This is a genomic window from Nonomuraea sp. NPDC050556 (assembly GCF_044457355.1).
GTDB lineage: Bacteria > Actinomycetota > Actinomycetes > Streptosporangiales > Streptosporangiaceae > Nonomuraea.
The window spans coordinates 498,388-520,827 of the sequence record NZ_JBITGU010000002.1; the positions used below are offsets into that span (position 1 = coordinate 498,388).

Sequence of the window (22,440 nt, forward strand, 5' to 3'; positions counted from 1 at the left end):
GGTGTAAATATCCAGATTACCGAGAGTAAAGAGCGACAAGGATGCTTTCGCCCCGCAGATTGGCAGCGACCGCCGCAGGCCTCGCCGTTCTGGTGTTCGCGGCCCTCGCGCTGCTCACCCTGATGGGGACGATCGAACCAGGCACGGCAGCGACGGCCGTCGCCCTGTTGATCACCATTGGCGCGCTCGCCTTTCTCGTCTTCGTCGTGCGCAGGCTCGACGGCAGGACCCACCGCATCGACCTCAGGGTGAAGAAGAACGACGCGCAACTGGCCGGGACAGCGGCCGCGCTGAAGCGGATCGAGGCCAGGCTCGATCAACTCGCCCGGTCGATCGAGGACACGGCCGTCAGGCGCAACGAGGATCTGGGCGCCATCCTCGCCTCGCTCGGCGAGGACAGGGTCAACGCGATGGCGCGCGCCCGGGAGGTCGAGGAGCTGCGCGCCGAGGTCCGCGGCATGAAGGACCGGGTGTGACGGCCAGGGTCAGGCACAACGACTACGGTCCTGTGCGCCCTCCGGCGCTGGGCGGCTGGGAGCCGAGCAGGACCGTCACCGTGGTCGTCCCCGCCTACGGCGACCAGGAGGCGCTCGACCGCACGCTGGCCGGGCTGGCTGCGCAGACCTACCCGCCGCGCCTGCTCGACGTGATCGTCGCCGACGACGGCAGCGACCCGCCGCTCAGGCTCGCCCCCTCGGCCCCCGCCCGCAGCAGGGTCGTGCGGGTGACCAGCGGCTGGGGGCGCGGCGCGGCCAGGCAGACCGGGGCGCTCGCGGCGACCGGCGAGGTGATCCACTGGCTCGACGCCGACATGATCCTTTCCAGGGAGCACATCGAGGCGCACATGCGCTGGCACCACCTGATCGACTACGCGGTGGTGATCGGCGACATCCGGTTCGTCACCTCCGAGACGTTCGAGCCCGACGAGGGCACGGTCCAGGAGTACACGGCCAAGGTGCTGGAGTCGACGGACATGCTGCGCGACGCGGGCACGAGCGCCTATCTCGTGCACACCGGCGCCACCACCTCGGTCTCCGCGGCGCTGCTGAGGGCGGCCGGCGGGGTGAACGCGGGGCTCAACATGGCCGAGGACACCGAGCTCGGCTACCGGCTGGCCCAGGCGGGCGCGGTCTTCATCCCGGACAGGGAGGCGCGCAGCTGGCACGTGGGCGAGTCGACGGTGATGCGCCGCGAGAAGGAGGTGCACCGCCACAACTGGTCCTTTCTCGGCGACCTCGTCCCCGAGCTGCGCTGGCTGCGCTCGCACCCCCGGCGTCAGTGGCTGGTGCCGTACGTCAGGGTGGTGGTCGAGGCCACCGGCTACGAGGACACCCGGGCCACGGTCGACTCCGCCCTGGCCGGTACGGTCCCCGACGTGGCGGTCACCGTCGTCGGTCCCTGGGGCAAGCTGACCGCTGAACGCCACTCCTCGCTCGACGACCCCCTGCTCGACCTGCGGCTCATCGCCAACCTCTACGCGCACGAACCACGCGTGACGCTCGCGGAGAGCGCGCCGCCGTCCGCCGCCCCCTCGCCGTTCCTGCTGACGGTCCCGTCCGGCTGGACCCTGGGCGCGGAGACCCTGGCCAAGCTCGTACGGCTGGCCGACCAGGACGTCACCGGCCTCGTCTGCGCCGCCCTGACCGAGACGGCGACCGGCGTCGTGTCCGCCAGGCTGGAGCGCACCGCCGCCTACGCCCGCGCCAGGCACTTCGACGGCGAGCCTGACGACGTCGTGGACGAGCTGTTCGGCGCGCTGTGGGTCGGCGGCGGCGAGCTGGGCTTCACCGACGTGCCGGAACCGCTGGCCGGAGACCCCGCCAAGTGGCGGGCCGTGGCCGCCAAGCGCCAGGAGGAGATCAAGGTGCTGGAGGCCGAGGTCGCCGAGCTCCGCGCCCGGCTGGACGAGCAGCCGCCCCCCGAGCCGCCCAGGCGGAACCCGCTCGCGCGGCTGTGGGGCGACAGGTGATCGCCGAGCTGCTCGCCGACCTGCCCAAGGCCGCCGTCTTCCACGTCGGCGTCCGCCAGGCGGTCGACGGCGTCGACCTCGACCTGCTGGCCGCTCCCCTGCCCGAGGGGCGGGTGAGCGAGGTGCTGGTGATCGCGGGCACCCCTGCCGACCTGCGCAGGGCCTCCTCCCTGCACAAGCTGCTGCCCGAGGCGACGCGCGTGGTGGTGGCCGTCCTGGACACCCCCGCCTCGCACCCGGCGCCCGTGCCTACGCCGACGCCCGCCCACCGGTGGCGCACGCTCACCGACCTGCGGGTCCACCAGCCGAAGAACCGGGTCTGGGTGGTCGACGCGCACTTCTCCGCGCCGGTCCCGTCGGGTCGGCTGGTGGCCGCCACGGCCCGCGCCTTCGCCGGTCACCGGCTCGACGTGATCGCCGCCCCTGCCGCCGGTCTCGCGGGCGCAGGAGCGGCGGCATGGCGTCCTGGCGACCCCAACGCCACCCCGGCCGAGCTGAGCGGGCCGGTGCCGGAGCGCGTGGGCGCGCCGGGCAGCGACGTGGTGGTCCGTACCGTGGACGGGGGCGGGCGGGACTTCGAGGGCGACGACCCCGTCGACCGGCCGACGGCGGCGGCCGCGAGCTGGGAGCGGCTCGGCCGTCCTGGCGGCACCGAGCTGGCCGACCCCGACCTGATGTCGGAGCCGTCGATGATCCCGCCGGTCGACGAGCGCCTGGTCAACCCGCAGGGATTCGTCACCACGCCGTCGCGCGGCGTGGCGATGCTCACCGAGGTGTCCGGGCGCTGGACCGTGGTGCTCGACGGCGAGCCGCTGATCGCGTTCGCCGCGTCTGGCGGCGTCACCGACGCCGACGTGGCCAGGCTGCGCCAGGTGCGCGGGGTGGAGATCGACTGGCGGCACGCGCACAGCGGCCCGCTGGCCGCCGTCCGCGTGCTCGCCGGGCTCGCGGCCGCCGGGGTGCCGCTGGTGGCCGACTCGGTGCCGCGCTGGGCGGGCGCGCTCGGCGACCCGCTGGCGGCCCTGCTCACCACCCCCGTCGACCTCGCCGACGACCTGCGCCGCGAGGAGCATTCCGTACGGCTGCGCAGGCAGGCCCTGCGCACGCACGGCGTTGCGGCCAGGTGGGAGCAGCTCGGCGCACCGGCGCCCGCTCCCCCGCTGGTCTCGGTGCTGCTGGCGACCCGCAGGACCGACATGGTGGGGTTCGCCCTCGACCAGATCGCCCGCCAGCGCGACGCCCAGCTCGAAGTCATCCTGGCCCTGCACGGCGTGCCCCAGGGGCATCCGGACGTCGAGAAGGCCGTCGCCGCCTTCGACGGCCACCTGACCGTGGTCGAGGCCAAGGCGGAGTCGATCTTCGGCGAGGTGCTCAACGAGGCGGCGTCCCGAGCGTCGGGGTCGTTCCTGCTGAAGATGGATGACGACGACTGGTACGGGCCGGACTTCCTGTCCGATCTCCTGCTGGCTCATTCCTATTCCGGGGCACAGGTTGTCGGCACGGTGCCGGAGTTCGTCTACCTGAGCTCGATCGACGTCACGGTGCACCGCAAGCAGATCACCGAGCAGATCACCAGCTTCGTCGCGAGCGGCACGATCCTGGTGGAGCGCTCGGCCTTCCAGGCGGTCGGCGGGTTCAGGCCGCTGCGCCGTTCCGTGGACACCCAGTTCCAGGAGGCCCTGCAGGCGGCGGGCGGGCAGATCTACCGCACCCACGGCCTCGGCTACATCCTGCGCAGGGGCCCGGCGGCCAACCACACCTGGCAGGAGCCGATCGGCACGTTCCTCCAGCGCAACAGGCAGCAGTGGCGCGGCTTCCGGCCCAGCGCGCTGATGGAGCTGTGATGCGGATCAGGCGCAACGACTACGGCGAGGCACCTTCCGGCCCGTGGGAGCCTGCGCTGACGGTCACCGTGGTGATCCCCGCGCACGATCGGCAGTCCACTCTCGATCTCACCCTGGCCGCGCTGTCGGCGCAGAGCTACCCGCCCGAGCTCCTCGACGTGATCGTCGTCGATGACGGGAGCGCTCCCGCGCTGCGGATCCCCCCGCTCGCGCCCGGCCGCACCAGGATCATCCCCACCAGATCCGGCGGATGGGGGCGCGCGTGCGCGGTGCAGACCGGCATCGAGGCCGCCACCGGCGAAGTGATCTTCGTGCTCGACTCCGACATGGTGCCGCACCGCGAGCACGTCGAGGCGCACATGCGCTGGCACCACCAGGCCGACTATCTGGTGGTGCTCGGCTGGATCGACTTCACCGCGGACACCGCGCTGCCCTCGCCCGCCTCGGTCAAGGAGGGGCTGCGCGCGGGCAAGGAGGACGCGCTCTTCACCCTGTCCGAGCAGCGTCACGACTGGGCCGAGCAGATCGTCGAGGAGCACGACGGCCTGCGTACTGCGCCGAGCGCGCTGGCCTCGCGCGTGCACGTGGGTGCCACGGCGTCCTACCCGGCCGCGCTGCTGCGCGAGATCGGCGGCATGGACACCACGCTGATCCTGGCCGAGGACACCGAGCTGGGCTACCGGCTGACCCAGGCGGGCGCGGTGTTCGTGCCCGAGCCCGCAGCGCGCGCCTGGCACGTGGGGCTGCCGACGGCGATGCGCGACTGGGCCGAGCTCAAGCGCTACAACGACCCGTTCGTCGCCGACCGCGTGCCGTACCGGCGGTATCTCCGGGCGGAGCCGGGCAGGCAGTGGCTGGTGCCGTACGTGGACGCCTTCGTCGAGGCCGCCGGGTACGAGGACGTGCGGGCCACCGTGGACGGGCTGCTGTCCTGCTCGCTGCCCGACGTGCGGGTCACGGTCACCGGCCCGTGGTCGCACCTGACCGCCGGCCGCCGCTCCCCCCTGCGCGACCCCGACCTGGACCTCCGCCTGATCCAGGCCACCTTCCAGCACGACGCCCGGGTACGGCTTGCGCCGCCGGGCGAGCACGCCTCGCGGGCGCCGTTCCGCCTGCACTGCCCGCCCGGCTGGGTGCCCGGCGGCGACGCGGTCGAGCGGCTGGTCGACCACCTGGAGGAGAGCGACGGCGGCGCTCTGCACGTGGTCCTGGCCGAGACGGCGACCGGGGTGATCGGGGCCCGGCTGGAGCGCACGGCCGCGCTGTCCAGGGTGGCTCGGGTCTCGACTCCTGGAGAGCATCCGGACGACGTGCTCGACGAGGTCTTCGGGCTGGAGTGGGTGGACGGCCTGGAGTTCGGCTTCGCCAGGCGGCCCAGGGTCTACCCGCCGCGCCGCCGCCCGGTGCCGGAGATCCAGCTGATGGCGGCCGCGCACGAGCGGGAGGTCGCCAGGCTGCGCAGGCGTACGGCTGCGCTGAAGGCGGAGGTCACCCAGCTGCGCAGGGAGGCGGCCAAGGGCAGGCGGGACTCGGCGCGCTGGCGGGACAAGGCGGAGCACTGGCGGCGCGAAGCCGTACAGCTGTCGAGGGCCAGCGACCGCACGGTGATCAAGCGGGCGGTCCGGCGAATGCGTAATCTAGCCTTTCCCGACCCATAGATTCGGCGGTTGAAGGGGCGAGATGACGGCGTTGCTGGTGCAGTCCCCCGCTGGGTCTGTGCGGCTGGAGCCCGGTCAGCGGTTGGTGATCGGTCGCGGGGGCGACGTGGCGATCGTCGACTCCCGGGTGTCGCACCACCACGTCGAGGTGTTCTTCACCCACGGGCGGTGGATGTTACGCGACCTCAACAGCCGCAACGGCACCTTCCTCGGCGAGGACCGCATCACCATCCTCGACCTGAGCACCCGCCGCGCGGTACGGCTGGGCAGCTCGGACAACGGCCCGCTCCTCGACCTCCGGCCGGAGGTCGTGCACGTGGACGTGGCCCCGCCCAGGGCGCCCGAGACCACGCAACGCAGCGACAGTCCAGGACGTCCCTCGGGGGCCCAGGTCAGGCAGGCCGTCCCCGACTGGGTGCTGCCCGCGGCGCCCGTGCTCCGCGTCGGCCGCGCCCAGGACAACGACCTGGCGCTCGCCGACGACCTGCTGGTCTCGCGCCACCACGCCGAGATCCACCAGACGCCGCACGGCCCCTTCGTCCGCGACCTGCGCAGCCAGAACGGCACCTACGTCAACGGCCACCGCGTCCACGAGGCGTACGTGCAGGTGGGCGACCTGGTCTCGGTCGGTCACTACCAGCTCGTGCTGCATCCCGACCACGTGGCCGTGCACGCCGACGTGGGCGTGGTCTCGCTCCAGGCCGAGGAGCTGACCGTGCGGATCGGCAAGGCCGTCCTGCTCGACCGGGTCACCCTCCACCTCGACGGCTCCAGCCTCCTCGCCGTCGTCGGCCCGTCGGGGGCGGGCAAGTCGACGTTGCTCGGCGCGCTGACCGGGGCGAGACCGGCCACCAGCGGGCGCATGCTCTACGAGGGCCGCGACCTCTACGCCCACTACGACGACCTGCGCCACCGCATCGGCCTGGTCCCGCAGGACGACATCCTGCACAAGGAGCTCACCGTCGAGCGGGCGCTCGGCTACGCGGCCGCCCTGCGCTTCCCGCAGGACGTCTCGGCCGCCGAGCGGCGCCGGCGCATCGACGAGGTGATCGACCAGCTCGACCTGGGCGAGCGGCGCAAGCTGCGGATCGACAGGCTCTCCGGCGGGCAGCGCAAGCGCACGAGCGTGGCGCTGGAGCTGCTCACCAAGCCGTCGCTGCTGTTCCTGGACGAGCCGACCTCGGGGCTCGATCCCGCGCTGGACAGGGAGGTGATGAACACGCTGCGCGACCTGGCCGACGACGGGCGCACGGTGGTCGTCGTCACCCACAGCGTGCTGCACCTGAACGTCTGCGACCGGGTCCTGGTGTTGTGCCGCGGCGGGAAGGTCGGCTACTTCGGGCCGCCCGACCGCCTGCTGGGCTTCTTCGGCGCCCAGGAATACTCCGACGTCTTCAAGATGGTCGCCGAGGAGCCCGACCGGTGGGCGGCCGCGTTCCGCGCCTCGCCGTTCTTCGCCGAGTACTGCGGCACGGTCTCCGGCCCGGGCGGCGACCCGCGCGCGTCGTCCCCGCCGCCGGTGCCGCCCAGGCAGAGCCGGGTGCGGCAGTTCACGATCCTGGCGCGCCGGATGGCCGCGGTGATCCGTTCCGACAAGCTGGCCGCGCTCTCGGTGATCGGGCTGCCGATCGCGCTGGCGCTGATGACGCGGGTGGTGGAGGGGACGGCCGGGCTCGCGCCCCCGCCCAGGGGCCGTTCCGAGGAGGCGGGCACGCTCCTCATCATCCTGATCTTCGGCGCCGCGCTCATGGGGTTGATCGGGGCGATCAGGGAGATCGTCAAGGAGGGGCCGATCTACCAGCGGGAACGGGCCGTGGGGCTGTCGCCCATGGCCTATCTGCTGTCCAAGGCGGCCGTGCTCGGGGCGATCAACATCGTGCAGTCGGTGCTGTTCGTGTCGCTGGCGCTGGTGGGCAGGAAGCCGCCGGACGACCCGCTGGTGCTCGGGTCAGGGCGGGTGGAGATCGTCGCTGTGGTCGCGCTGGTGGCGTTCACCTGCAGCATGATGGCGCTGCTGGTGAGCGCGGTGGTGTCGACCAACGAGCAGGCGATGATGGTCATGGTCGTGCTGATCATGGCGCAGTTCGTGTTCATCGGGAAGCTCATCGAGGTCGTCGGCAGGACCGGGCTGGAGCAGCTGACCTGGTTCGTCCCGACCCGCTGGGGATACGCGGCCGCGGCTGCCACGGTGAACCTCCGCAAGATCGACATCGCGCGGCCCACTGACGCGCTCTGGAACCACACCGCCGGGGCCTGGCTGACGGCGATGAGCGTGCTGGTGCTCATGGCCGTGGCCCTCGCCGCGGGCACCCGGCTCGCGCTGCGGCGCTATCGCTAGCCCATGGTGGCGGCGATGCCGTCGAGGAGCTGTTCCAGACCCCTGGTGAAGGCCTTCTCTCCCCTGCCGGACTCGTGCGGCCCGCGAGCCTCCACCATGACGCGGATGGTGGCGGGGTAGGCGCCGTCCCTGATGATCGAGTCGCCGTAGTCGCCCTGCGCCGCCAGCCACGCGTCGAAGTCGAGGCCCCTGGCCGCCACCTCGCTCGTCACCGCCCCCTGCACGAAGAGCTGCACGGTGGTGACGGAGACGAGCATCTCGTCGGCGCTGAGGCCGTGCCCGTCGATCGCCTGGTACCAGGCCTCCATCCAGCGCAGGCTGCCCGGCCCGAGGTTGGGCCTGGCCGCGGCGACCGGCGGCAGCCACGGGTGGCGCAACATCAGCGCCCTGCCGGCCTCGGCCAGCGCGCGCAGGTCGGCGCGCCACTCCCCCGATCGGGGCGGCGGGTCCTGGGCCCGCATCGCGGCGTCGACCATGAGGTCGAGCAGGTCGTCCTTGCTCGTCAGGTACCGGTAGAGGGAGGCCACGCCGACGCCCAGCTCGGTGGCCACGCGGCGCATGGAGACCGCGTCGATGCCCTCGGCGTCCGCCACGCGCACGCCCGCCTCGGCCACCTCGTCGCGGGTGTGGGCGGGCTTGGGACCGCGGGCGTTGCGCTCCGGCCTGTTCCAGATGACGTCCATTGAGTAGAGTATAACTGCGAACAACGTTCCTAGTTTTAGGAGGCACTCGTGGAGTACGACGTCATCGTGGCCGGGGCCGGGCCCGTCGGGCTGATGCTGGCGATCGAGCTGCGCCTGGGCGGGGTCTCGGTACTGGTCCTCGAACGGGCGGCCGAGCCGTACACGGAGTTGAAGGCGGGGTTCATGGGGGCGCGCTCGATCAACGCGCCGAGCACGGTGACGCTGCACAAGCACGGCCTGCTCGACGCCGTACGGCAGGCCGCGCTGTGGTGGTACACCCCGGGCGACGAGATCCCCGCCGGGGCCTTCATCGGGCACTTCGCCGGGCTGAACCTGAGCCCGGAGCACCTCGACCCCGCGATGGAGGCGCCGCCGCACGGCGGCGGGGCGATCGCCATGCTCGATCTGGAGACGATTCTCGCCGAGCGGCTGGCGGAGCTCGGCGGCCAGATCCGGCGCGGCGTCACCGTGGACGCCTACGCCGAGACCCCGTCAGGCGTCCTGGTGAACGGGGTCCACGCCGCCCGGTGGCTCGTCGGGTGCGACGGCGGCCGGAGCACCGTGCGCAAGCTGGCCGGGATCGCCTTCCCCGGCAACGACGGCGAGTACACCGGCCGCGTCGCCCTGACGGAAATTTCGGGAGACCTCCCCATGGGCGGCTGGACCCGCACCGCCACCGGTTCCTACGTCCACGGGCCGATCCCCGGCCGGATCCACACCGTGGAGTACGGCGAGCCGGTCGACCGCGACGCGCCGCTCACCCCCGAGGAGATGACCGCCAGCCTGCGCCGCGTCACCGGGCTAGACGTCGAGGTCACCAAGGTGCACATCGGCACCCGCTACACCGACGCCACCCGGCAGGCGGCCACCTACCGGCACGGCCGGGTGCTGCTGGCGGGCGACGCTGCGCATATCCACTCCCCCGCCGGCGGCCAGGGGCTGAACCTGGGCATCGGCGACGCCTCCTGCCTCGGCCCCAAGCTGGCAGCCGTGGCGCGCGGCGAAGCCGTACCGGACCTGCTGGACACCTACACGGCCGAGCGGCACCCGCTCGGCGCGTGGGTGCAGGCGTGGAGCGACGCCCAGACGGCGCTCAGCCGCCCGGACGTGCGCACCGAGGCCCTGCGCGGGGTGATGCGGGACCTCCTGGACACCACGGACGGCGCCACCTACGTGCTCAGGCAGATCTCCGGGCTCTAGTCGTCGCCCTCGACGCGCATCACGCTGGCGATGGCGCGGACGATGTCGAGCTCGCGCAGCCCCTCCATGCACGCCGTGAGTGCCGCGTCGCTGGCCCGGTGGGTGACGATGACGAGCTGCGCGTCGTCGCCGCGCCCCTCCTGGCGGACCGTCTGGATGGACACGTCGTGCTTGGCGAACAGGTCGGCCACCCGCGCCAGCACGCCGGGCTTGTCCGCCACGTCCAGCGCCACGTGGCACCGGGTGACGGTGTCGCCCATCGGATGCACCGGCAGCGAGGCGTAGGTGGACTCGTCCGGCCCGCGGGTGCCCGCCAGGCGGTTGCGCGCCACGGCGACCAGGTCGCCCAGGATGGCGGACGCCGTGGGCGCGCCGCCCGCTCCTGCGCCGTAGAACATGAGCTGACCGGCCGACGACGCCTCGACGAAGACGGCGTTGTAGGCCTCGCGGACCCCGGCCAGCGGGTGCGACCTGGGGATCATCGCCGGGTGCACGCGCACCCCGATCGAGCGGCCGTCGTCGGACTTGGCGCAGATGGCCAGCAGCTTGATGACGTACCCCATGGCCTTGGCGCTGGCCACGTCGGTCGCGGTGATCTCGGTGATGCCCTCGCGGTGCACCTCTGCCGCCGTGACGCGGCTGTGGAAGGCGAGCCCGGCGAGGATGGCCGCCTTGGCCGCCGCGTCGAAGCCCTCGACGTCCGCCGTCGGGTCGGCCTCGGCGTAACCGAGCGCCTGGGCCTCCTCCAGCGCGTCGGTGAACGAGGCGCCCGTGGAGTCCATCTTGTCGAGGATGTAGTTGGTGGTGCCGTTCACGATGCCGAGCACCCGGGTGACGTGGTCGCCGGCCAGCGACTCGCGCAGCGGGCGGAGCAGCGGGATGGCCCCGGCGACGCTGGCCTCGAAGTAGAGGTCGCCGCCGCCTCGCCGCGCCGCCTCGTACAGCGTCGCGCCGTCCTCGGCGAGCAGCGCCTTGTTGGCGGTGACGACCGACTTCCCGCGCTCCAGCGCGGCCACGATCAGCGTGCGGGCGGGCTCGATGCCGCCGATGACCTCCACCACGACGTCGACGTCGTCACGGGTGACGAGGCCGAGCGCGTCGGTGGTGAGCAGCGCCGGGTCGAGCTCCGCGTCCCGTTTTCTACCCATCCTGCGTACGGCGACGCCCGCCAGCTCCAGGGGCGCGCCGATGCGGGCGGCCAGGTCACCGGCCTGCTCGTGCAGGAGCCTGATGACCTGGGAGCCGACGACGCCACATCCCAGCAACGCGACTTTCATAGCTGCCCCCTGAGCAGATCGTCCTCGGTCTCACCCTGCACGATCACCCGGGACGCTCCGCCGGAGACGGCGACGACGGCTGGCCTGGGCAGGTAGTTGTAGTTGCTCGCCAGCGACCTGCAGTAGGCGCCGGTCGCCGCGACGGCGAGCAGGTCGCCGGGCGCGAGGTCGGACGGCAGGTAGTGGTCGCGCACGACGATGTCGCCGCTCTCGCAGTGCTTGCCGACGATACGGCTCAGCATCGGCTCGGCGTGCGACTCGCGGGAGGCGATCGTGGCGGAGTATTCGGCGCCGTAGAGGGCGGTGCGGGCGTTGTCGCTCATGCCGCCGTCGATGCTGACGTAGGTGCGCAGGCCCTCGACGTCCTTGACAGTGCCGACCTCGTAGAGCGTGATGCCGCCTGGGCCGACGATGGCCCGGCCGGGCTCGACGGTCAGCCTGGGCACCGGCAGCCCCGCACCCGTGCAGACCTTGGCCACGATCTCGCGCAGCGCGTCGGCGATCTCCTTGATGTCGGGCGCGATGTCGCCGTCGACGTAGGCGATGCCGTAGCCGCCGCCCAGGTCGAGCTCGGGCAGGACGACGCCGTGCTCGTCCTTGATCTGGACCAGCAGCGCGGCCAGACGGCGCGCGGCGACCTCGAACCCGGCGGTGTCGACGATCTGCGAGCCGATGTGGGAGTGCAGGCCGACCAGCTCCAGCTGGGGAAGGGCCAGGATCCTGCGTACGGCTTCCGCGGCCGCGCCGGTGTTGAGCGACAGGCCGAACTTCTGGTCGTCGTGCGCCGTGGCGATGAACTCGTGCGTGTGCGCCTCGACGCCGGTGGTCACGCGGATCATGACCTTGGGGCGCTTGCCGTACTGGTCGGCCAGGTAGCCCAGGCGGGCGATCTCCTCGTAGGAGTCGACCACCAGATGGCCGACGCCGACCTCGAGGGCCCTGCTCAGCTCGGCGGCCGACTTGTTGTTGCCGTGCATGGTGATGCGCTCGGGCGGGAAGCCGACGCTGAGCGCGACGGCGAGCTCGCCGCCGCTGGCCACGTCGAGGCCGAGGCCCTCCTGGTCGAGCCAGCGGACGATCTCCTTGCAGAGGAACGCCTTGCCCGCGTAGTGCACGTCGGAGCCGTCGAAGGCGCTCTTGTAGTCGCGCATGCGTGAGCGCACGTCGTCCTCGTCGACGACGTAGAGCGGCGTGCCGTACTGGGTGGCCAGGTCGCGGACGTCGACGCCGCCGATCGTGAGCGCGCCCTGTGTCCTGCCGGACGTTCGCGGCCAGATCGCGGGGTTGATCCGGTTGAGGTCGGCGGGCGCCAGCGGCGGGCGCTCCTGGGGCAGCATCTCAGCGTGCCGGTCCCCGGCGGGATGGGCGAATCGACTCACCTGAACGAGGCTATCGGAACCGGTGATACCCCTGGACCCGGTGCCCACGTATCGAGACGCGATCAAGAGATTTTTACGCTTATTAGCCTTCTGCCCGAATATTCTGCAACAGATCCCCTACGGCACGCGCCAGCCTCACTCGCGCGGTGTGCACCCTTTCCGGTGTTTCATCCCCCTTGGGAATGGCTGGGGCGTGCTCATGCGCGTCATGAAAGGCGAGCGCCAGCCTGACCAGATACGTGTCCCACCCGGGCGACCGGCTCACCCGCCTGCCGGGCACCTCGGCCAGCGCCCGCAGGACCGCACGATCGCAGGGATGGTCGAGCAACTCGGGCACGAACGGCTCGCCAGGCACCCCGAGCTCCCTGGCCCACCGCTGCACATTGCAGGCCCGCTCCGCCGCATATCTCACGACAAATCCGGGGTTGTCCCAGGTGCGCGGGAAATCCGGCCAAGGATCCGGAAAGTCCAGCGGCTCGACGTCCTCCACGAGCGCGCCCGGCACCTTTAGGGTCACCACCAGCATCCCGTCGGTCCTGGTCGCCACGGTCACGCCGGGAATCGCCCGCAGCTGGCCGAGATCGACGGGCCGGCGCATCGCGGCAGAGGAGACGAAGGTGGCCTCACGCTCCCACGTCCCCTGCGGGATGGGCGGCTCCCCCAGCACGTCGGCGATCCGTCGCACGCTCACCGCACGAGGCTACTCTGGCGAACTGGGGCTCCAGCTCACTAGTGTTCTCACGTGACGCACCCCCCTCCTTCGCGTGACACTCCCGGTCACGCCCGGCGGCGGGCCGCGCGCGTGACGGTGGCGGCCGTCGCCCTTCTCCTACTGGCCGAGCCCGCTTACGACACGTACGCGGCCGGGGACCTCCCGCTCGTGGTGGGCGAGCCGATCTACTCCGCCGCCCAGCTCGACGACGGATGGCAGCTGACAGGCGCCTCAGGAAGGCGCTGGATCCTGCGTGACGCGCTGTCCTGGCCGGTGGTGAGTCCCGACGGCAGGAAGCTCGCCTACGACAGCGACGGGCGCGCCGGCCCGGTCATCCACGATCTGGCCACCGGCGAGGTCACCGACACCCCGTATCCGCTGAGCTCGAAGGACCTTCTCAGTGCGGGCTTCTCGATCGACGGCCGGTACCGGGCGGCCTTCACGGGCGACGAGACGATCGTGCTCGACATCCGCCCCGACGGCACGGTCGTGCGGAGGCTCCCCTACGAGCCGTACGGCGAGACCGTCGCCTCAGCCGACGGACGCACCCTTGTCGTGCACGGCGCACACAAAGGGGTGGAGCTGGTGGATCTGGACACGGGCAAGGTACGCAAGCGACTCCCGGTCATGGGCATGGAGGATCTGGTGGGCTGGAAGGATCCGGACACCGTCCTGGTCGCCACCGCGGACGGCCGGGCAGAGCTCGACCTGACCAACGGCGCCCTCACCCCGGCCGGGAAGAGCTCGTGAGCCGCCGGTGGGCGCGGCAGGTCCGCGAAGTCCGGCTCGTCCGGTACTTCGTGCTACCGGTCGCCACCGTCCTCACCGCGATCGTCGTCGCGCGCCTGTTCAGTCCGCCGCCGTCCATGTCGGCGCCCGCCCGCCACGCCGAGGCCTCCTGCGAGTCCCGGCAAAGCGACCAGCCCGTAGGCGGGATCGTCTGCGCGGGGGTCACCCTGACGCTCTCCTCAGGCGCCAAGCGCACGCTCGACACGGCAGCCACCCGGGTCGTCGCGCCCGCCGTGTACACCGACCCCGGCCCGATGCAGCCCACGGACATTCCCTTCGAGCCGCGGTGGACGGCCGACGTCGACGTCCCGACCGTGATCGGCGGCGGCGGGTATCGCGTCGCCTACCTCGACGCGCGCGAACACCGCTTCGTCGCCCTCGACCTGCGTACCGGCAGGAAGCGGCCGCTGACCCCGGTGCTGAGCGCGGAGGAGATCGGCAAGCGCTCCTCCCTGGCGATCTCGATGGACGGCCGGCTGTTCGCCGTCTCCCTCGCGAAGTATCCGCGGGTCATCGTGACCGACTTCGACACCGGGCGGGCCCGCGACGTCCCCGGGATCTGCCAGGTGAAGGGGCTCAACGACGACGTGCTCGTGGGCAACCGGTGGTGCTGGACGAACCGGGGCGGCAATCTCAACGCGCTCGTCGCCGTCCACTTCGACGGCTCGAAGCCCACCCCTCTGGACAACTGGTTCCTGGCCGGCCCCACCACTCGGGGCATCTACCTCACTCTGTCCAGGGATCCGCGCAATCTCCTCCTGTACGACGTCAAGACGGGCCAGGCAACCGGGGGAGCGCGCCTGCCGCGCGGGCTCACCGTGCTCGGCTGGCTGGACGAGCAATACGTCCTCGTGCAGTCCAAGAGCGGCGGCTCCTCCCGGTTCGACGTGCGCACGGGCGCCCAGGAAGAGGTCTACGGCGTCTGGTCCTTCGGAACGGGGTCGTGATGGAGGCGGAGAACGGCTCCTGGTCGGCGCCACTGCTGCGATCTGCCCTGCTGCTGACCGGTGACCCGGCGCGCGCGGCCGGGCTCGTCGCGTCGGCGCTCACCACGCACGGCGACACCCAGGTCGCCTACTTCATACTCTACCGGCGCTTCCTGTGGCCCCCGCGCCGCTGGTCACGCCCCTCCTGGGCGGGGTCGCTCACCCGGCGGGAGGTGGCGATCGTGGTCGCGGGCGTGCACGACGGCTGGCCGGTGGAGGACGTCGCCGACCTGGTCGGCCGGAGCCCTTCCCATGTACGGAGGGTCCTCGGCGAACAGTCGTACAGCGCGGAGACCCTGCACGAGCTCGCGGGCTCCCCGGACGTCACCCGGATCGCGACGGTGACCGAGGAGGGCAACCGCCGCGGGGTTCGTTCCTGGATCGCCGCCCTCATCGCCCTCAGCGTCGCCATCGTCATCGCGTTCGTGCTCCTTCCCGAGGACGACGGCCCGGCGGCGGCGGCGTGGCCCGTCCCCACGCCCGCCTACACCCCGCCGACGGCCGCCGACCTCCCCCGGACCCTCCGGAGTCCCCTCGCCATGGGATATCCGCTGGACGACCCCTATGACGAGTACGAGAGCCGCGACCTCTGGCACGTGGTGGACACCGCGGGTGTCCACTGGGTGGTCCGCGACGCCAATCCCGACGACCGCGGCCTCCAGATCAGCCCCGACGGCACGAAGCTCGCCTACAACAGCCTGCGACACCACGGGCCGGTCGTCGCCGATCTGGTCACCGGCGAGCTGCTGCCCATCAACGGCGACGCCTACGCGGTGAACGCGTTCTCCCTCGACGGTCGCCACCTGGCCCGCTGGATGGAGGACGACGAGAAGCCGCAGGTGAAGATCATCGATCTCGAGCGGCCCGAGTCGCCGAAGGTCTACCGGAACGTCAGGTTCGGCGGATGGACCAGCAAGGGAGCCATCCTCATCGCTGAGGACAGGACCCTTCTGGCGCGTCCCGGCCGAGCAGCCGTGCGCGTCTCGTCCTTCAGCTCCGGCGACCCCGTCCGCGTTTCCGCCGACGGCAGGCTCGCGGCCTCGGGTGGGGACGAGCTCGTCATCGTCGATCTTCCGTCGGGGAAGACCCTGCGCAGGTTCCCCCTGCCCGAGCTCACCCGCGTGACCCTGCACCGCTGGCTGACGCCCACGAGCATCCTCGTGGAGCTCCTGCGATCCGACGACGGGGCGGACGACGCGCGCCTGTTCGAGGTCGACATCCGCACCGGTAAGCTCACCCAGCTCGAAGCCGATCTCTGGACCGAGGTGCCCCGGGCGTTCGGAATTCGGTAGAAAACCGGGAACCGGGGCCGCCTCTCGCGGCAAATACCTCCGACACAACGGACTCCCGAGAGGCATGAGATGCGAGAGGCACCGTCATGGCCGTGGGCCGCCGAGGCGGCCGACGACGCCACGGTGATCGCCCGATCCCGGCACGATCCGGAACGGTTCGCGCTGCTGTTCACCCGCCACGCCCCGGCGATCAAGCGCTACGCCGTGCGGCGGCTCGGCGTTGACCCCGCCGAGGACATCGTCGCCGAGACGTTCACCACGGCGTTCCAGCAGCGCGCGTCCTACGACCTGTCGCGCGGCGACGCGCGGCCCTGGCTGTACGGCATAGCCACCAACCTCATCGGACGGCACAGACGCCGCGAGATCGCCCTGTACCGGGCGCTGAGCCGCACGGGGGCGGACTCGGTGCTCGAACCCTTCACCGACCAGGTCGAGCGCCAGGTGACCGCGGAGGCGGCGCGGCGCAGCCTGGCGTCGGCGCTGGCCGGGCTGCCCAGGGGGCACAGGGACACGCTGCTGCTGGTGACGTGGGCGGAGCTCACGTACGAGCAGGCGGCGGAGGCGCTCGGCGTCCCGGTGGGGACGGTGCGATCGCGGGTCAACCGGGCCCGGGGGAAGTTGCGCAAGACACTTGGCGACCTGAACGGAGACATGGCGTGATGGACGAACTCGACCTGCTCAACAGGTTCCGCGACGAGGTTCCCGCCCAGGTGGACCTCCGTGCCGAGGAGCGGCGGCTGGCTGCCGCGATGCTCGCCCCGCCGAGGGCGGCGAAGAAGAGGGTCTCGCGCGTGCGGGTCGGCTTCGCGCTGGCCGCCGCCTGCGCGATGTCCGTCACCTTCGTCGCGGTGGCCAAGGGCCGTGGCCCCTCCGACGCGCCTCAGGTCTCCTTGCTGGAGCGCGCGGCGCTCGTCGCTGAGCGTACGGCCGCCACCGACATCCGCCCCGACCAGTGGTACTACCAGAAGGAGTCGATGCACACCGGCACATTCGAATTCTGGTTCCGTATGGACGGCACGAAGACGGCGATCAAGGAGAACGGCGGCGAACTCCGCACGGGCCCCGGCGAGAAGGGCCCGACCAACCCGGCCAAGACGCAGCTGGAAGTGGACGCCCTGCCCGGCGACCCGGACGCCCTGCTGACCCACTTCCGCGGGCTCTCGAAGGAGCTGTACCCGCTGTCGATCTGCCAGCCCGACTGCCCTGCCGACCGTGAGCAGGACGTGAAGGCGTTCGGCGCGATCGGCTGGTACCTGAAGTACGGCCCGATCGTCCCCCCGGAGAAGACAGCCGGGATGTACCGCGCGCTGGCCAAGATCCCCGGCGTCACGGTGACCGAGAACGACACCGACGCCACCGGCCGCAAGGGCGTGGGCGTGACGTTGGACCTGGGCCAGGCAGGCAAGGGCACCTACATCCTGGACCCGGCCGACTACCACTACATGGGCGTCAAGTCCCTGGTGGACGGCCGGACGGTCGGCATGACCGTCCTCGCCTCCGGCGTCGTCGACAAGCCGGGCCAACTGCCCTAGAGCTCCCCTCACAGCTCTCCGAAGCGTTCTGGGCGCTCTCGAGGTGAAGGGTCCTTCTTGTCCGGAGGGTCAGATGAGGGCGTGGGGTTCCGCGGAGCCGTACTCGACGAGCTGGGCGGCGCCGAGCATCCAGCGGTCCTCGTCGCGCACCCGCACGTAGCCGAACCGGTCCGCCGAGAAGACCTTCACCCCGTCCGTACGGCACTGCCGCATGAGGACGTCGTCCCACCCGTCCGTCAGGTCGGCGAAACCCAGCGAGCGCAGCGCGTTGCGCCGCGCCAGCAGGGTGGCGCCGGTGATCTCCGGCACGTGGGTGTACTCGGCCTCCGGCTGCTTCAACAGGGTGGCCTGGGCGTTGCGCAGGTGTGCGTAGTAGGCCGCCTTGCCGACGATGTCGGCGGTGGTGAACAGGAAGGCCCTGGTCAGGTCGGCCAGGTAGTGCGTGCCGTACACGTCGCGCGGGTCCATCACCGCGACCAGGTCCGCCTCGCACAGGTCGAGCCCGTGGTTGAGCATCGCGCCGATGGTCAGCGACGGGTCCAGCGGGCGGTGGATGACCTCCACACCGGGCAGCGCCTCCGACGCCCGGTCGGCGGACCCGCCGAAGAGGATCAGCTGCGCCACGCCCGACTGCCTGGCCACCTGCGCCAGGGCGTGCTCGAAGAGCGTCGAGTCGGGCACGGGGAGGATCACCGACGTGTTCAGGGTGGCGCGCGCGCTGGGCAGGCCGATGGCCTCCAGCAGCTCGTCCACCCGGTGCGTCATCGTCCCTGACGCGTAGGCCCGGCGCAGCGCCACGTGCGCCCGCCGGGAGTCCTCCGCGGGCCCGATGGACGTCCCGCAGGCGGCGATCTCGGCCAGCCGCCACTGGGGCGTCCCCGGCGGGCAGTCGACGGCCGCCGGCCAGCGGTAGGACGTCAGCACGTCGGGATAGGCGAGCTGTGGCGGCACGAGCTGGTCGAGGGTGAGCACCCGGTCGAACCGGGTGCCGCCCAGCGGCAGCGGGTTGTGCACCCTCGGCTGGATGCCGAACGGCAGCCGCGGCCACCCGACGGCCGGGTCGGTGGTGAAGCGGTGCTCGAACAGCTCGGCTGCGGCGCTGTAGTCGGCGACGCTCCCCTGGGTGTGCCAGAAGACGGTGCGGATGCCGCGCTCGGCGCACCACGCCAGCAGCGCGCGCAGTCCCTCGCCTGGCGGACCGACCAGCTCCTCGGCCCACGGCCCGGAAAGGACGGACTCGACCACGAGCAGGTGCGGCACCTCCTGCGGGAGCACGCGGGCGAAGTCGCGCGGCGTGAACCCGGTGGTCTGCCGCCACTCGTAGCGCAGCAGCGCCTCGACGTGCGGGTCGGCGATCACCGCAGCGGTGAGGTGCGGCCGGGTGTTGGGCCCGGTCGGCACGCGGAAGGGCTTGAGGGTGAACCTGCTGCCCTCGACCGTGCGGGTGGAGGTGGTCGCCTGGAAGGCAGCCCCAGGACGCTCGACCTTGGCAGATGACACCGGCTTGCGCTTGGGGGCCACCGGGCGCTTGACCGGCTTGGCCGCCCCCTTGAGCCCCTTGGCCAGCCGTACCGGGTTGCTCTTGCCCGACTTGATGGCGTCGCCTATGCGGCTCCACCGCGCGACCTTCATCGAGGAGAGCTTCCATTGCGCCACCTCGGCCTGGTAGCGCTGCTCGGCCAGCTCCTTGCGCAGCCGCTCGGCCTCGGCCCGCTCGTCGTCGAGCTGCTCGTTCGCCTCACCCAGCCGCTCGGCCAGTGACCTGGCCTCCTGCGTGCTGCGCTCCGCCTCGGCCAGGCGCGCCTGGGCCGCGTCGAGCAGCCGCGCCAGCTCGGCCGCGTGCTCAGCCTGCGCGATCGCATCGCGCAGAGCGCGCCTCGTGCTCTCCAGCTCCGTCACCGGACCTCCGCTCTCTCAGCCCGGCAAAGGATACTCTTTTGCGAGAAGCGGCTCGAAGGGATGAGATCCGGTGCAGTTCAATGTGAGGCCGTACGTCTGCGGCGCCCTCGGCCGGATCGACAGCGTCCTGATGGGGAAGCTGACCGGCGCGGGGCCGCGCACCAAGCCTGCCCTGCAGACACCCGAGGCCGCGCTGTTCAGCTCGGCGCCTTTGCCCCCCTACCACCGCGAAGACGGAAATTTCGCGTTTTCGTGGGGTGAGCGGAAGCCCACCCGGACCAGCGAGTGGATCTCGGTCGCGGAGACCTACGAGACCCCTGGCCTCATCGGGGCGGGGAAGAAGATCACCCTGCACGCGGGCGCGCTGGGCCTGGTCGACGTCTACTACGTGCGTACCGGCGACGCCGTCTACTTCTCCTCGCTCATCCAGCCGCTGCTGTCGCTGGTGCAGGTAGAGATCGACTGGACGGCGTGGGCCTCGATCCTCCAGGTGACCTTCCCGCTGGGCGAGGCCACGCCGTACACGCAGGTCAAGCGGTTGCCCGGGGCGAGCGCCCTGGTGTTCGACGGCGAGCGGCTGTCCACGGAACGGCGGTTGCCGCGCTGGCTGCGCAGCGAGCCGTACGAAGCGTGGAAGAGCGCCGGCGAGATCGTCGAGATCCTGCACGAGGTGTACAAGGACTACGACGGGCGTCCGCTGCTCGTGCCGGTCAGCGGCGGCTACGACTCGCGGCTGCTGTGCTCGATCGCCGTGGCGCGCGGCGCGGACGTGGAGTCGTGGACGACCAGCCCGGACGACGGCACGGACACCGACATCGCGTTCGCGAGGGCGATCACCGGCGAGCTGGGCGTGCGGCACCGGGTGATCACCCAGGACGCCGCGGACTACCCGCAGGACGCGCTGGAGGTGGCGCGGAGGCTGGAGTACCTGACGCCGCATCACGCCTGGTACGCGCCGTTCGCCAAGGAGGTGCACGGGTCGGGCCGGATGCTGATCGACGGGCTGGCCGGTGGGCCGCTGCTGAAGAACTTCATGGTCAGCGGGGCCGCGCTGGAGGCGTCCAACCAGGCGGAACGGCAGGCGGCGCTGCTGTCCTCGCTGTCGCTGGGCGAGCCGTCCGCGCCCTTCCTGTCGCCCGAGGCGAAGGCGTGGATGGACGACGTGGTGCGGCAGGAGTTCGCCGCGGCCACGTCCATGCTGCACGGGCACCGGGCCGAGCTGCCGCTGTCGGTGCTGCACACGCGCACCGTGCGCGGCATCGCCCGCTCGGCCGTCAACCTCGTGGGGCCCGAGGCGTCGTTCGCCGCGCCGTTCATCCATCCCGACTTCTTCGACGCCGCCCTGTCGGTCGGGGTCGCGCGCAAGGACGGCGGGAAGTTCTACCGCGAGGTGCTGCACGCCGCCAACCCGCGGGTGGCCGCGCTGCCCTCGACGAACGTGGTCAAGCAGCCGCTCCAGCGGGTGCCGCTGCGCTCGACGGCGGCGCCCGCCAGGGCCTACTCCCACCGGATGCTGGAGAAGGTGGCCGAGCGGGCGCCCGGACTGCTGTCTGAGGAGATGCACGTCGTGATCGCGGGCGGTCCCGACGCGCTGACCCGCTTCAACGGCTGGAACGACCGCTTCTGGGTGCGCGGCCTAGTGCTGTTCGGCGCCTGGCTGACCGACTTCGACGACCTCGACGTGACGGCTCCTTTCTAGGAGGAGTACGGCGGGCAGCATGATCGCCGCCGCTCCCAGCAGGGCCGCCCTGATGGACAGCCGCTCGGCGAGGAGGCCGAGCGGCGGCCCGCCGGCCACCTGGCCCGCCGCGTCCACCTGGCTGACCAGGGAGTAGACGGTGGCCCTGGTGGCCGACTCGGTCCGTACGGCGAGCCAGGAGTCCATCAGCGGCCCCGTCGCCGCCCTGAACAACGCGATGCCCACCGAGGCGAGCGCGGCGAGCCAGAAGCTCCCGGCGAGCGCGAACACGATCGTGGCGAGGGCGCACCCGGCCCTCAAAAAGGCCAGCAGCCCGGCGGGCCTGGCGAGGTTCGCCCGCCGCCTGACCACCTCGGAGACGCCGATCGCGCCGAGCATCCCGGCGACCGACAGCGCGCCGAACCAGCCGACCGACGGGATGCCCAGCTCCAGCAGGTGCACCTGGGTGAGCCGGTCGAGCCCCTCGCTGGCGAAGGCGGTGAAGGCCAGCGAGCCCAGGATGAGCATCAGCGCGCGATCGCGCCTGGTCACCCGGAGGGCGGCCACCGCCTGGGAGCGCATCGAGACGCTTCTGGCGGACGGGGTGAAGTTGTGCTCGCGCATGGCGGCGACCAGGAACAGGCCGAGCGCCAGCCACACGGAAGCGGCGACGACGATCGGCACGTTGAGCCCGAACCCGGCCAGCGCCACGCTGGCCCCGATCCCGGCGATCCCGCCCGCCTGGGCGGCCTGCGAGCCGCGCACCAGCACGGGTCCCGCCTTGGACGGGCCGACCTCGTCGACGATCCACGCCTCCTGGGCGCCGTCGACGAACGTGGCCCCGATGCCCCACACGACGTTGGCGACGAGGATCGCGGCGAACGCGGGCACCAGGCCCTCGATCATGATCCCGGCGCCGAAGAGGAGGTAGCCGATGATGACGGACAGGCGCCTGCTGCGCAGGTCGGCCAGGACGCCGGTGGGCACCTGGGCGAGGAAGCAGACGGTCTCCAGCAGGGTGCCGACGAGGATCAGCTGCAGCGGGCTCAGCCCGGCGACAGTGGCCTGGTAGACGAGGTTGAGAGTGAACGCGGTCGCGCCGGCGAAGGCGGACACGCCGCGGATGACGAGATACGTGGCAGAGGCACGCAAGAAAGGCTCCACGGGGTCGAAAGGAAGGTTTCCGGGGTGACTCCGCGTGCCT

General features: G+C 71.8%; 18 protein-coding genes. 12 read left to right on the forward strand and 6 right to left on the reverse strand.

Annotation, left to right across the window (positions count from 1 at the left end; genetic code table 11):
- Positions 1-41: 41 nt before the first annotated feature.
- Genes ACIBG8_RS20535 through ACIBG8_RS20555 form a run of 5 tightly spaced genes read left to right on the forward strand, consistent with a single transcriptional unit; the run spans position 42 to position 7,809 of the window.
- Entirely contained in the window at positions 42-476 is a 435-nt protein-coding gene (locus ACIBG8_RS20535; RefSeq protein ID WP_397344446.1) for a hypothetical protein, read from the forward strand.
- Positions 473-1,969: a glycosyltransferase gene (locus tag ACIBG8_RS20540; RefSeq protein WP_397344447.1), complete on the forward strand. Its 1,497-nt coding sequence runs from the start codon at positions 473-475 to the stop codon at positions 1,967-1,969. The genes ACIBG8_RS20535 and ACIBG8_RS20540 overlap by 4 nt, the downstream gene beginning before the upstream one ends.
- Positions 1,966-3,813 carry a glycosyltransferase gene (locus ACIBG8_RS20545; protein ID WP_397344448.1) on the forward strand — a complete coding sequence of 616 codons (1,848 nt, stop codon included), beginning with the start codon at positions 1,966-1,968 and terminating at the stop codon, positions 3,811-3,813. The genes ACIBG8_RS20540 and ACIBG8_RS20545 overlap by 4 nt, the downstream gene beginning before the upstream one ends.
- Positions 3,813-5,471 carry a glycosyltransferase gene (locus ACIBG8_RS20550; protein ID WP_397344449.1) on the forward strand — a complete coding sequence of 553 codons (1,659 nt, stop codon included), beginning with the start codon at positions 3,813-3,815 and terminating at the stop codon, positions 5,469-5,471. Before ACIBG8_RS20545 ends, ACIBG8_RS20550 begins: the two co-directional genes overlap by 1 nt.
- Before the next feature lie 22 nt (positions 5,472-5,493).
- Positions 5,494-7,809, forward strand: coding sequence for an ATP-binding cassette domain-containing protein (locus tag ACIBG8_RS20555; RefSeq protein ID WP_397344450.1), 2,316 nt, complete (start codon positions 5,494-5,496; stop codon positions 7,807-7,809).
- On the opposite strand, the gene ACIBG8_RS20560 is transcribed toward ACIBG8_RS20555, so the two are convergent.
- Positions 7,806-8,492 carry a TetR/AcrR family transcriptional regulator gene (locus ACIBG8_RS20560; protein ID WP_397344451.1) on the reverse strand — a complete coding sequence of 229 codons (687 nt, stop codon included), beginning with the start codon at positions 8,490-8,492 and terminating at the stop codon, positions 7,806-7,808. The genes ACIBG8_RS20555 and ACIBG8_RS20560 overlap by 4 nt on opposite strands.
- 48 nt (positions 8,493-8,540) lie before the next feature.
- Here ACIBG8_RS20560 and ACIBG8_RS20565 point away from each other — a divergent pair, with 48 nt between their 5' ends.
- Entirely contained in the window at positions 8,541-9,692 is a 1,152-nt protein-coding gene (locus ACIBG8_RS20565) for an FAD-dependent monooxygenase (RefSeq protein ID WP_397344452.1), read from the forward strand.
- Here the strand turns inward: ACIBG8_RS20565 and ACIBG8_RS20570 are convergent.
- The 3 genes from ACIBG8_RS20570 to ACIBG8_RS20580 form a co-directional block, all read right to left on the reverse strand.
- Complete coding sequence (locus ACIBG8_RS20570; protein ID WP_397344453.1) at positions 9,689-10,969, reverse strand: homoserine dehydrogenase; 1,281 nt, start codon at positions 10,967-10,969, stop codon at positions 9,689-9,691. The genes ACIBG8_RS20565 and ACIBG8_RS20570 overlap by 4 nt on opposite strands.
- Positions 10,966-12,348, reverse strand: a complete 1,383-nt coding sequence (gene lysA, locus ACIBG8_RS20575) for a diaminopimelate decarboxylase (RefSeq protein WP_397344454.1) — start codon at positions 12,346-12,348, stop codon at positions 10,966-10,968. Before lysA ends, ACIBG8_RS20570 begins: the two co-directional genes overlap by 4 nt.
- An 82-nt stretch (positions 12,349-12,430) precedes the next feature.
- The gene (locus tag ACIBG8_RS20580; RefSeq protein ID WP_397344455.1) at positions 12,431-13,039 is read right to left on the reverse strand and encodes an anticodon-binding protein; all 609 of its coding nucleotides are present in this window, start codon (positions 13,037-13,039) and stop codon (positions 12,431-12,433) included.
- A gap of 51 nt (positions 13,040-13,090) precedes the next feature.
- Between ACIBG8_RS20580 and ACIBG8_RS20585 the strand changes: the two genes are divergently transcribed.
- From ACIBG8_RS20585 to ACIBG8_RS20605, 5 genes are all read left to right on the forward strand, one after another.
- On the forward strand, positions 13,091-13,810 hold the full coding sequence (locus ACIBG8_RS20585; protein WP_397344456.1) for a hypothetical protein: 720 nt from the start codon (positions 13,091-13,093) through the stop codon (positions 13,808-13,810).
- Positions 13,807-14,796 (forward strand): hypothetical protein, encoded by a 990-nt coding sequence (locus ACIBG8_RS20590; RefSeq protein WP_397344457.1) that lies wholly within the window; start codon positions 13,807-13,809, stop codon positions 14,794-14,796. The genes ACIBG8_RS20585 and ACIBG8_RS20590 overlap by 4 nt, the downstream gene beginning before the upstream one ends.
- Positions 14,796-16,127, forward strand: coding sequence for a hypothetical protein (locus ACIBG8_RS20595; protein ID WP_397344458.1), 1,332 nt, complete (start codon positions 14,796-14,798; stop codon positions 16,125-16,127). Before ACIBG8_RS20590 ends, ACIBG8_RS20595 begins: the two co-directional genes overlap by 1 nt.
- 69 nt (positions 16,128-16,196) lie before the next feature.
- The gene (locus ACIBG8_RS20600) at positions 16,197-16,787 is read left to right on the forward strand and encodes an RNA polymerase sigma factor (protein ID WP_397344459.1); all 591 of its coding nucleotides are present in this window, start codon (positions 16,197-16,199) and stop codon (positions 16,785-16,787) included.
- The gene (locus ACIBG8_RS20605) at positions 16,787-17,659 is read left to right on the forward strand and encodes a CU044_5270 family protein (protein ID WP_397346151.1); all 873 of its coding nucleotides are present in this window, start codon (positions 16,787-16,789) and stop codon (positions 17,657-17,659) included. Before ACIBG8_RS20600 ends, ACIBG8_RS20605 begins: the two co-directional genes overlap by 1 nt.
- A 69-nt stretch (positions 17,660-17,728) precedes the next feature.
- On the opposite strand, the gene ACIBG8_RS20610 is transcribed toward ACIBG8_RS20605, so the two are convergent.
- A complete protein-coding gene (locus tag ACIBG8_RS20610) occupies positions 17,729-19,558 on the reverse strand; it encodes a hypothetical protein (RefSeq protein WP_397344460.1) in 1,830 nt (609 codons plus the stop codon).
- A gap of 70 nt (positions 19,559-19,628) precedes the next feature.
- Here ACIBG8_RS20610 and ACIBG8_RS20615 point away from each other — a divergent pair, with 70 nt between their 5' ends.
- On the forward strand, positions 19,629-21,257 hold the full coding sequence (locus ACIBG8_RS20615; RefSeq protein ID WP_397344461.1) for an asparagine synthetase B family protein: 1,629 nt from the start codon (positions 19,629-19,631) through the stop codon (positions 21,255-21,257).
- Here the strand turns inward: ACIBG8_RS20615 and ACIBG8_RS20620 are convergent.
- Positions 21,195-22,388: an MFS transporter gene (locus ACIBG8_RS20620; protein ID WP_397344462.1), complete on the reverse strand. Its 1,194-nt coding sequence runs from the start codon at positions 22,386-22,388 to the stop codon at positions 21,195-21,197. The two genes, ACIBG8_RS20615 and ACIBG8_RS20620, sit on opposite strands and share 63 nt — an antisense overlap.
- Positions 22,389-22,440 lie beyond the last annotated feature (52 nt).

What these genes read in the sequence shown, in the direction of transcription:
- ACIBG8_RS20550 (WP_397344449.1), top strand. Translation starts at nt 3,813, where the DNA reads ATGCGGATCAGGCGCAACGACTACGGCGAGGCACCTTCCGGCCCGTGG.
- ACIBG8_RS20605 (WP_397346151.1), top strand. Translation starts at nt 16,787, where the DNA reads ATGGACGAACTCGACCTGCTCAACAGGTTCCGCGACGAGGTTCCCGCC.
- ACIBG8_RS20560 (WP_397344451.1), bottom strand. Translation starts at nt 8,492, where the DNA reads ATGGACGTCATCTGGAACAGGCCGGAGCGCAACGCCCGCGGTCCCAAG.
- ACIBG8_RS20555 (WP_397344450.1), top strand. Translation starts at nt 5,494, where the DNA reads ATGACGGCGTTGCTGGTGCAGTCCCCCGCTGGGTCTGTGCGGCTGGAG.
- ACIBG8_RS20535 (WP_397344446.1), top strand. Translation starts at nt 42, where the DNA reads ATGCTTTCGCCCCGCAGATTGGCAGCGACCGCCGCAGGCCTCGCCGTT.
- ACIBG8_RS20600 (WP_397344459.1), top strand. Translation starts at nt 16,197, where the DNA reads ATGCGAGAGGCACCGTCATGGCCGTGGGCCGCCGAGGCGGCCGACGAC.
- ACIBG8_RS20595 (WP_397344458.1), top strand. Translation starts at nt 14,796, where the DNA reads ATGGAGGCGGAGAACGGCTCCTGGTCGGCGCCACTGCTGCGATCTGCC.
- ACIBG8_RS20570 (WP_397344453.1), bottom strand. Translation starts at nt 10,969, where the DNA reads ATGAAAGTCGCGTTGCTGGGATGTGGCGTCGTCGGCTCCCAGGTCATC.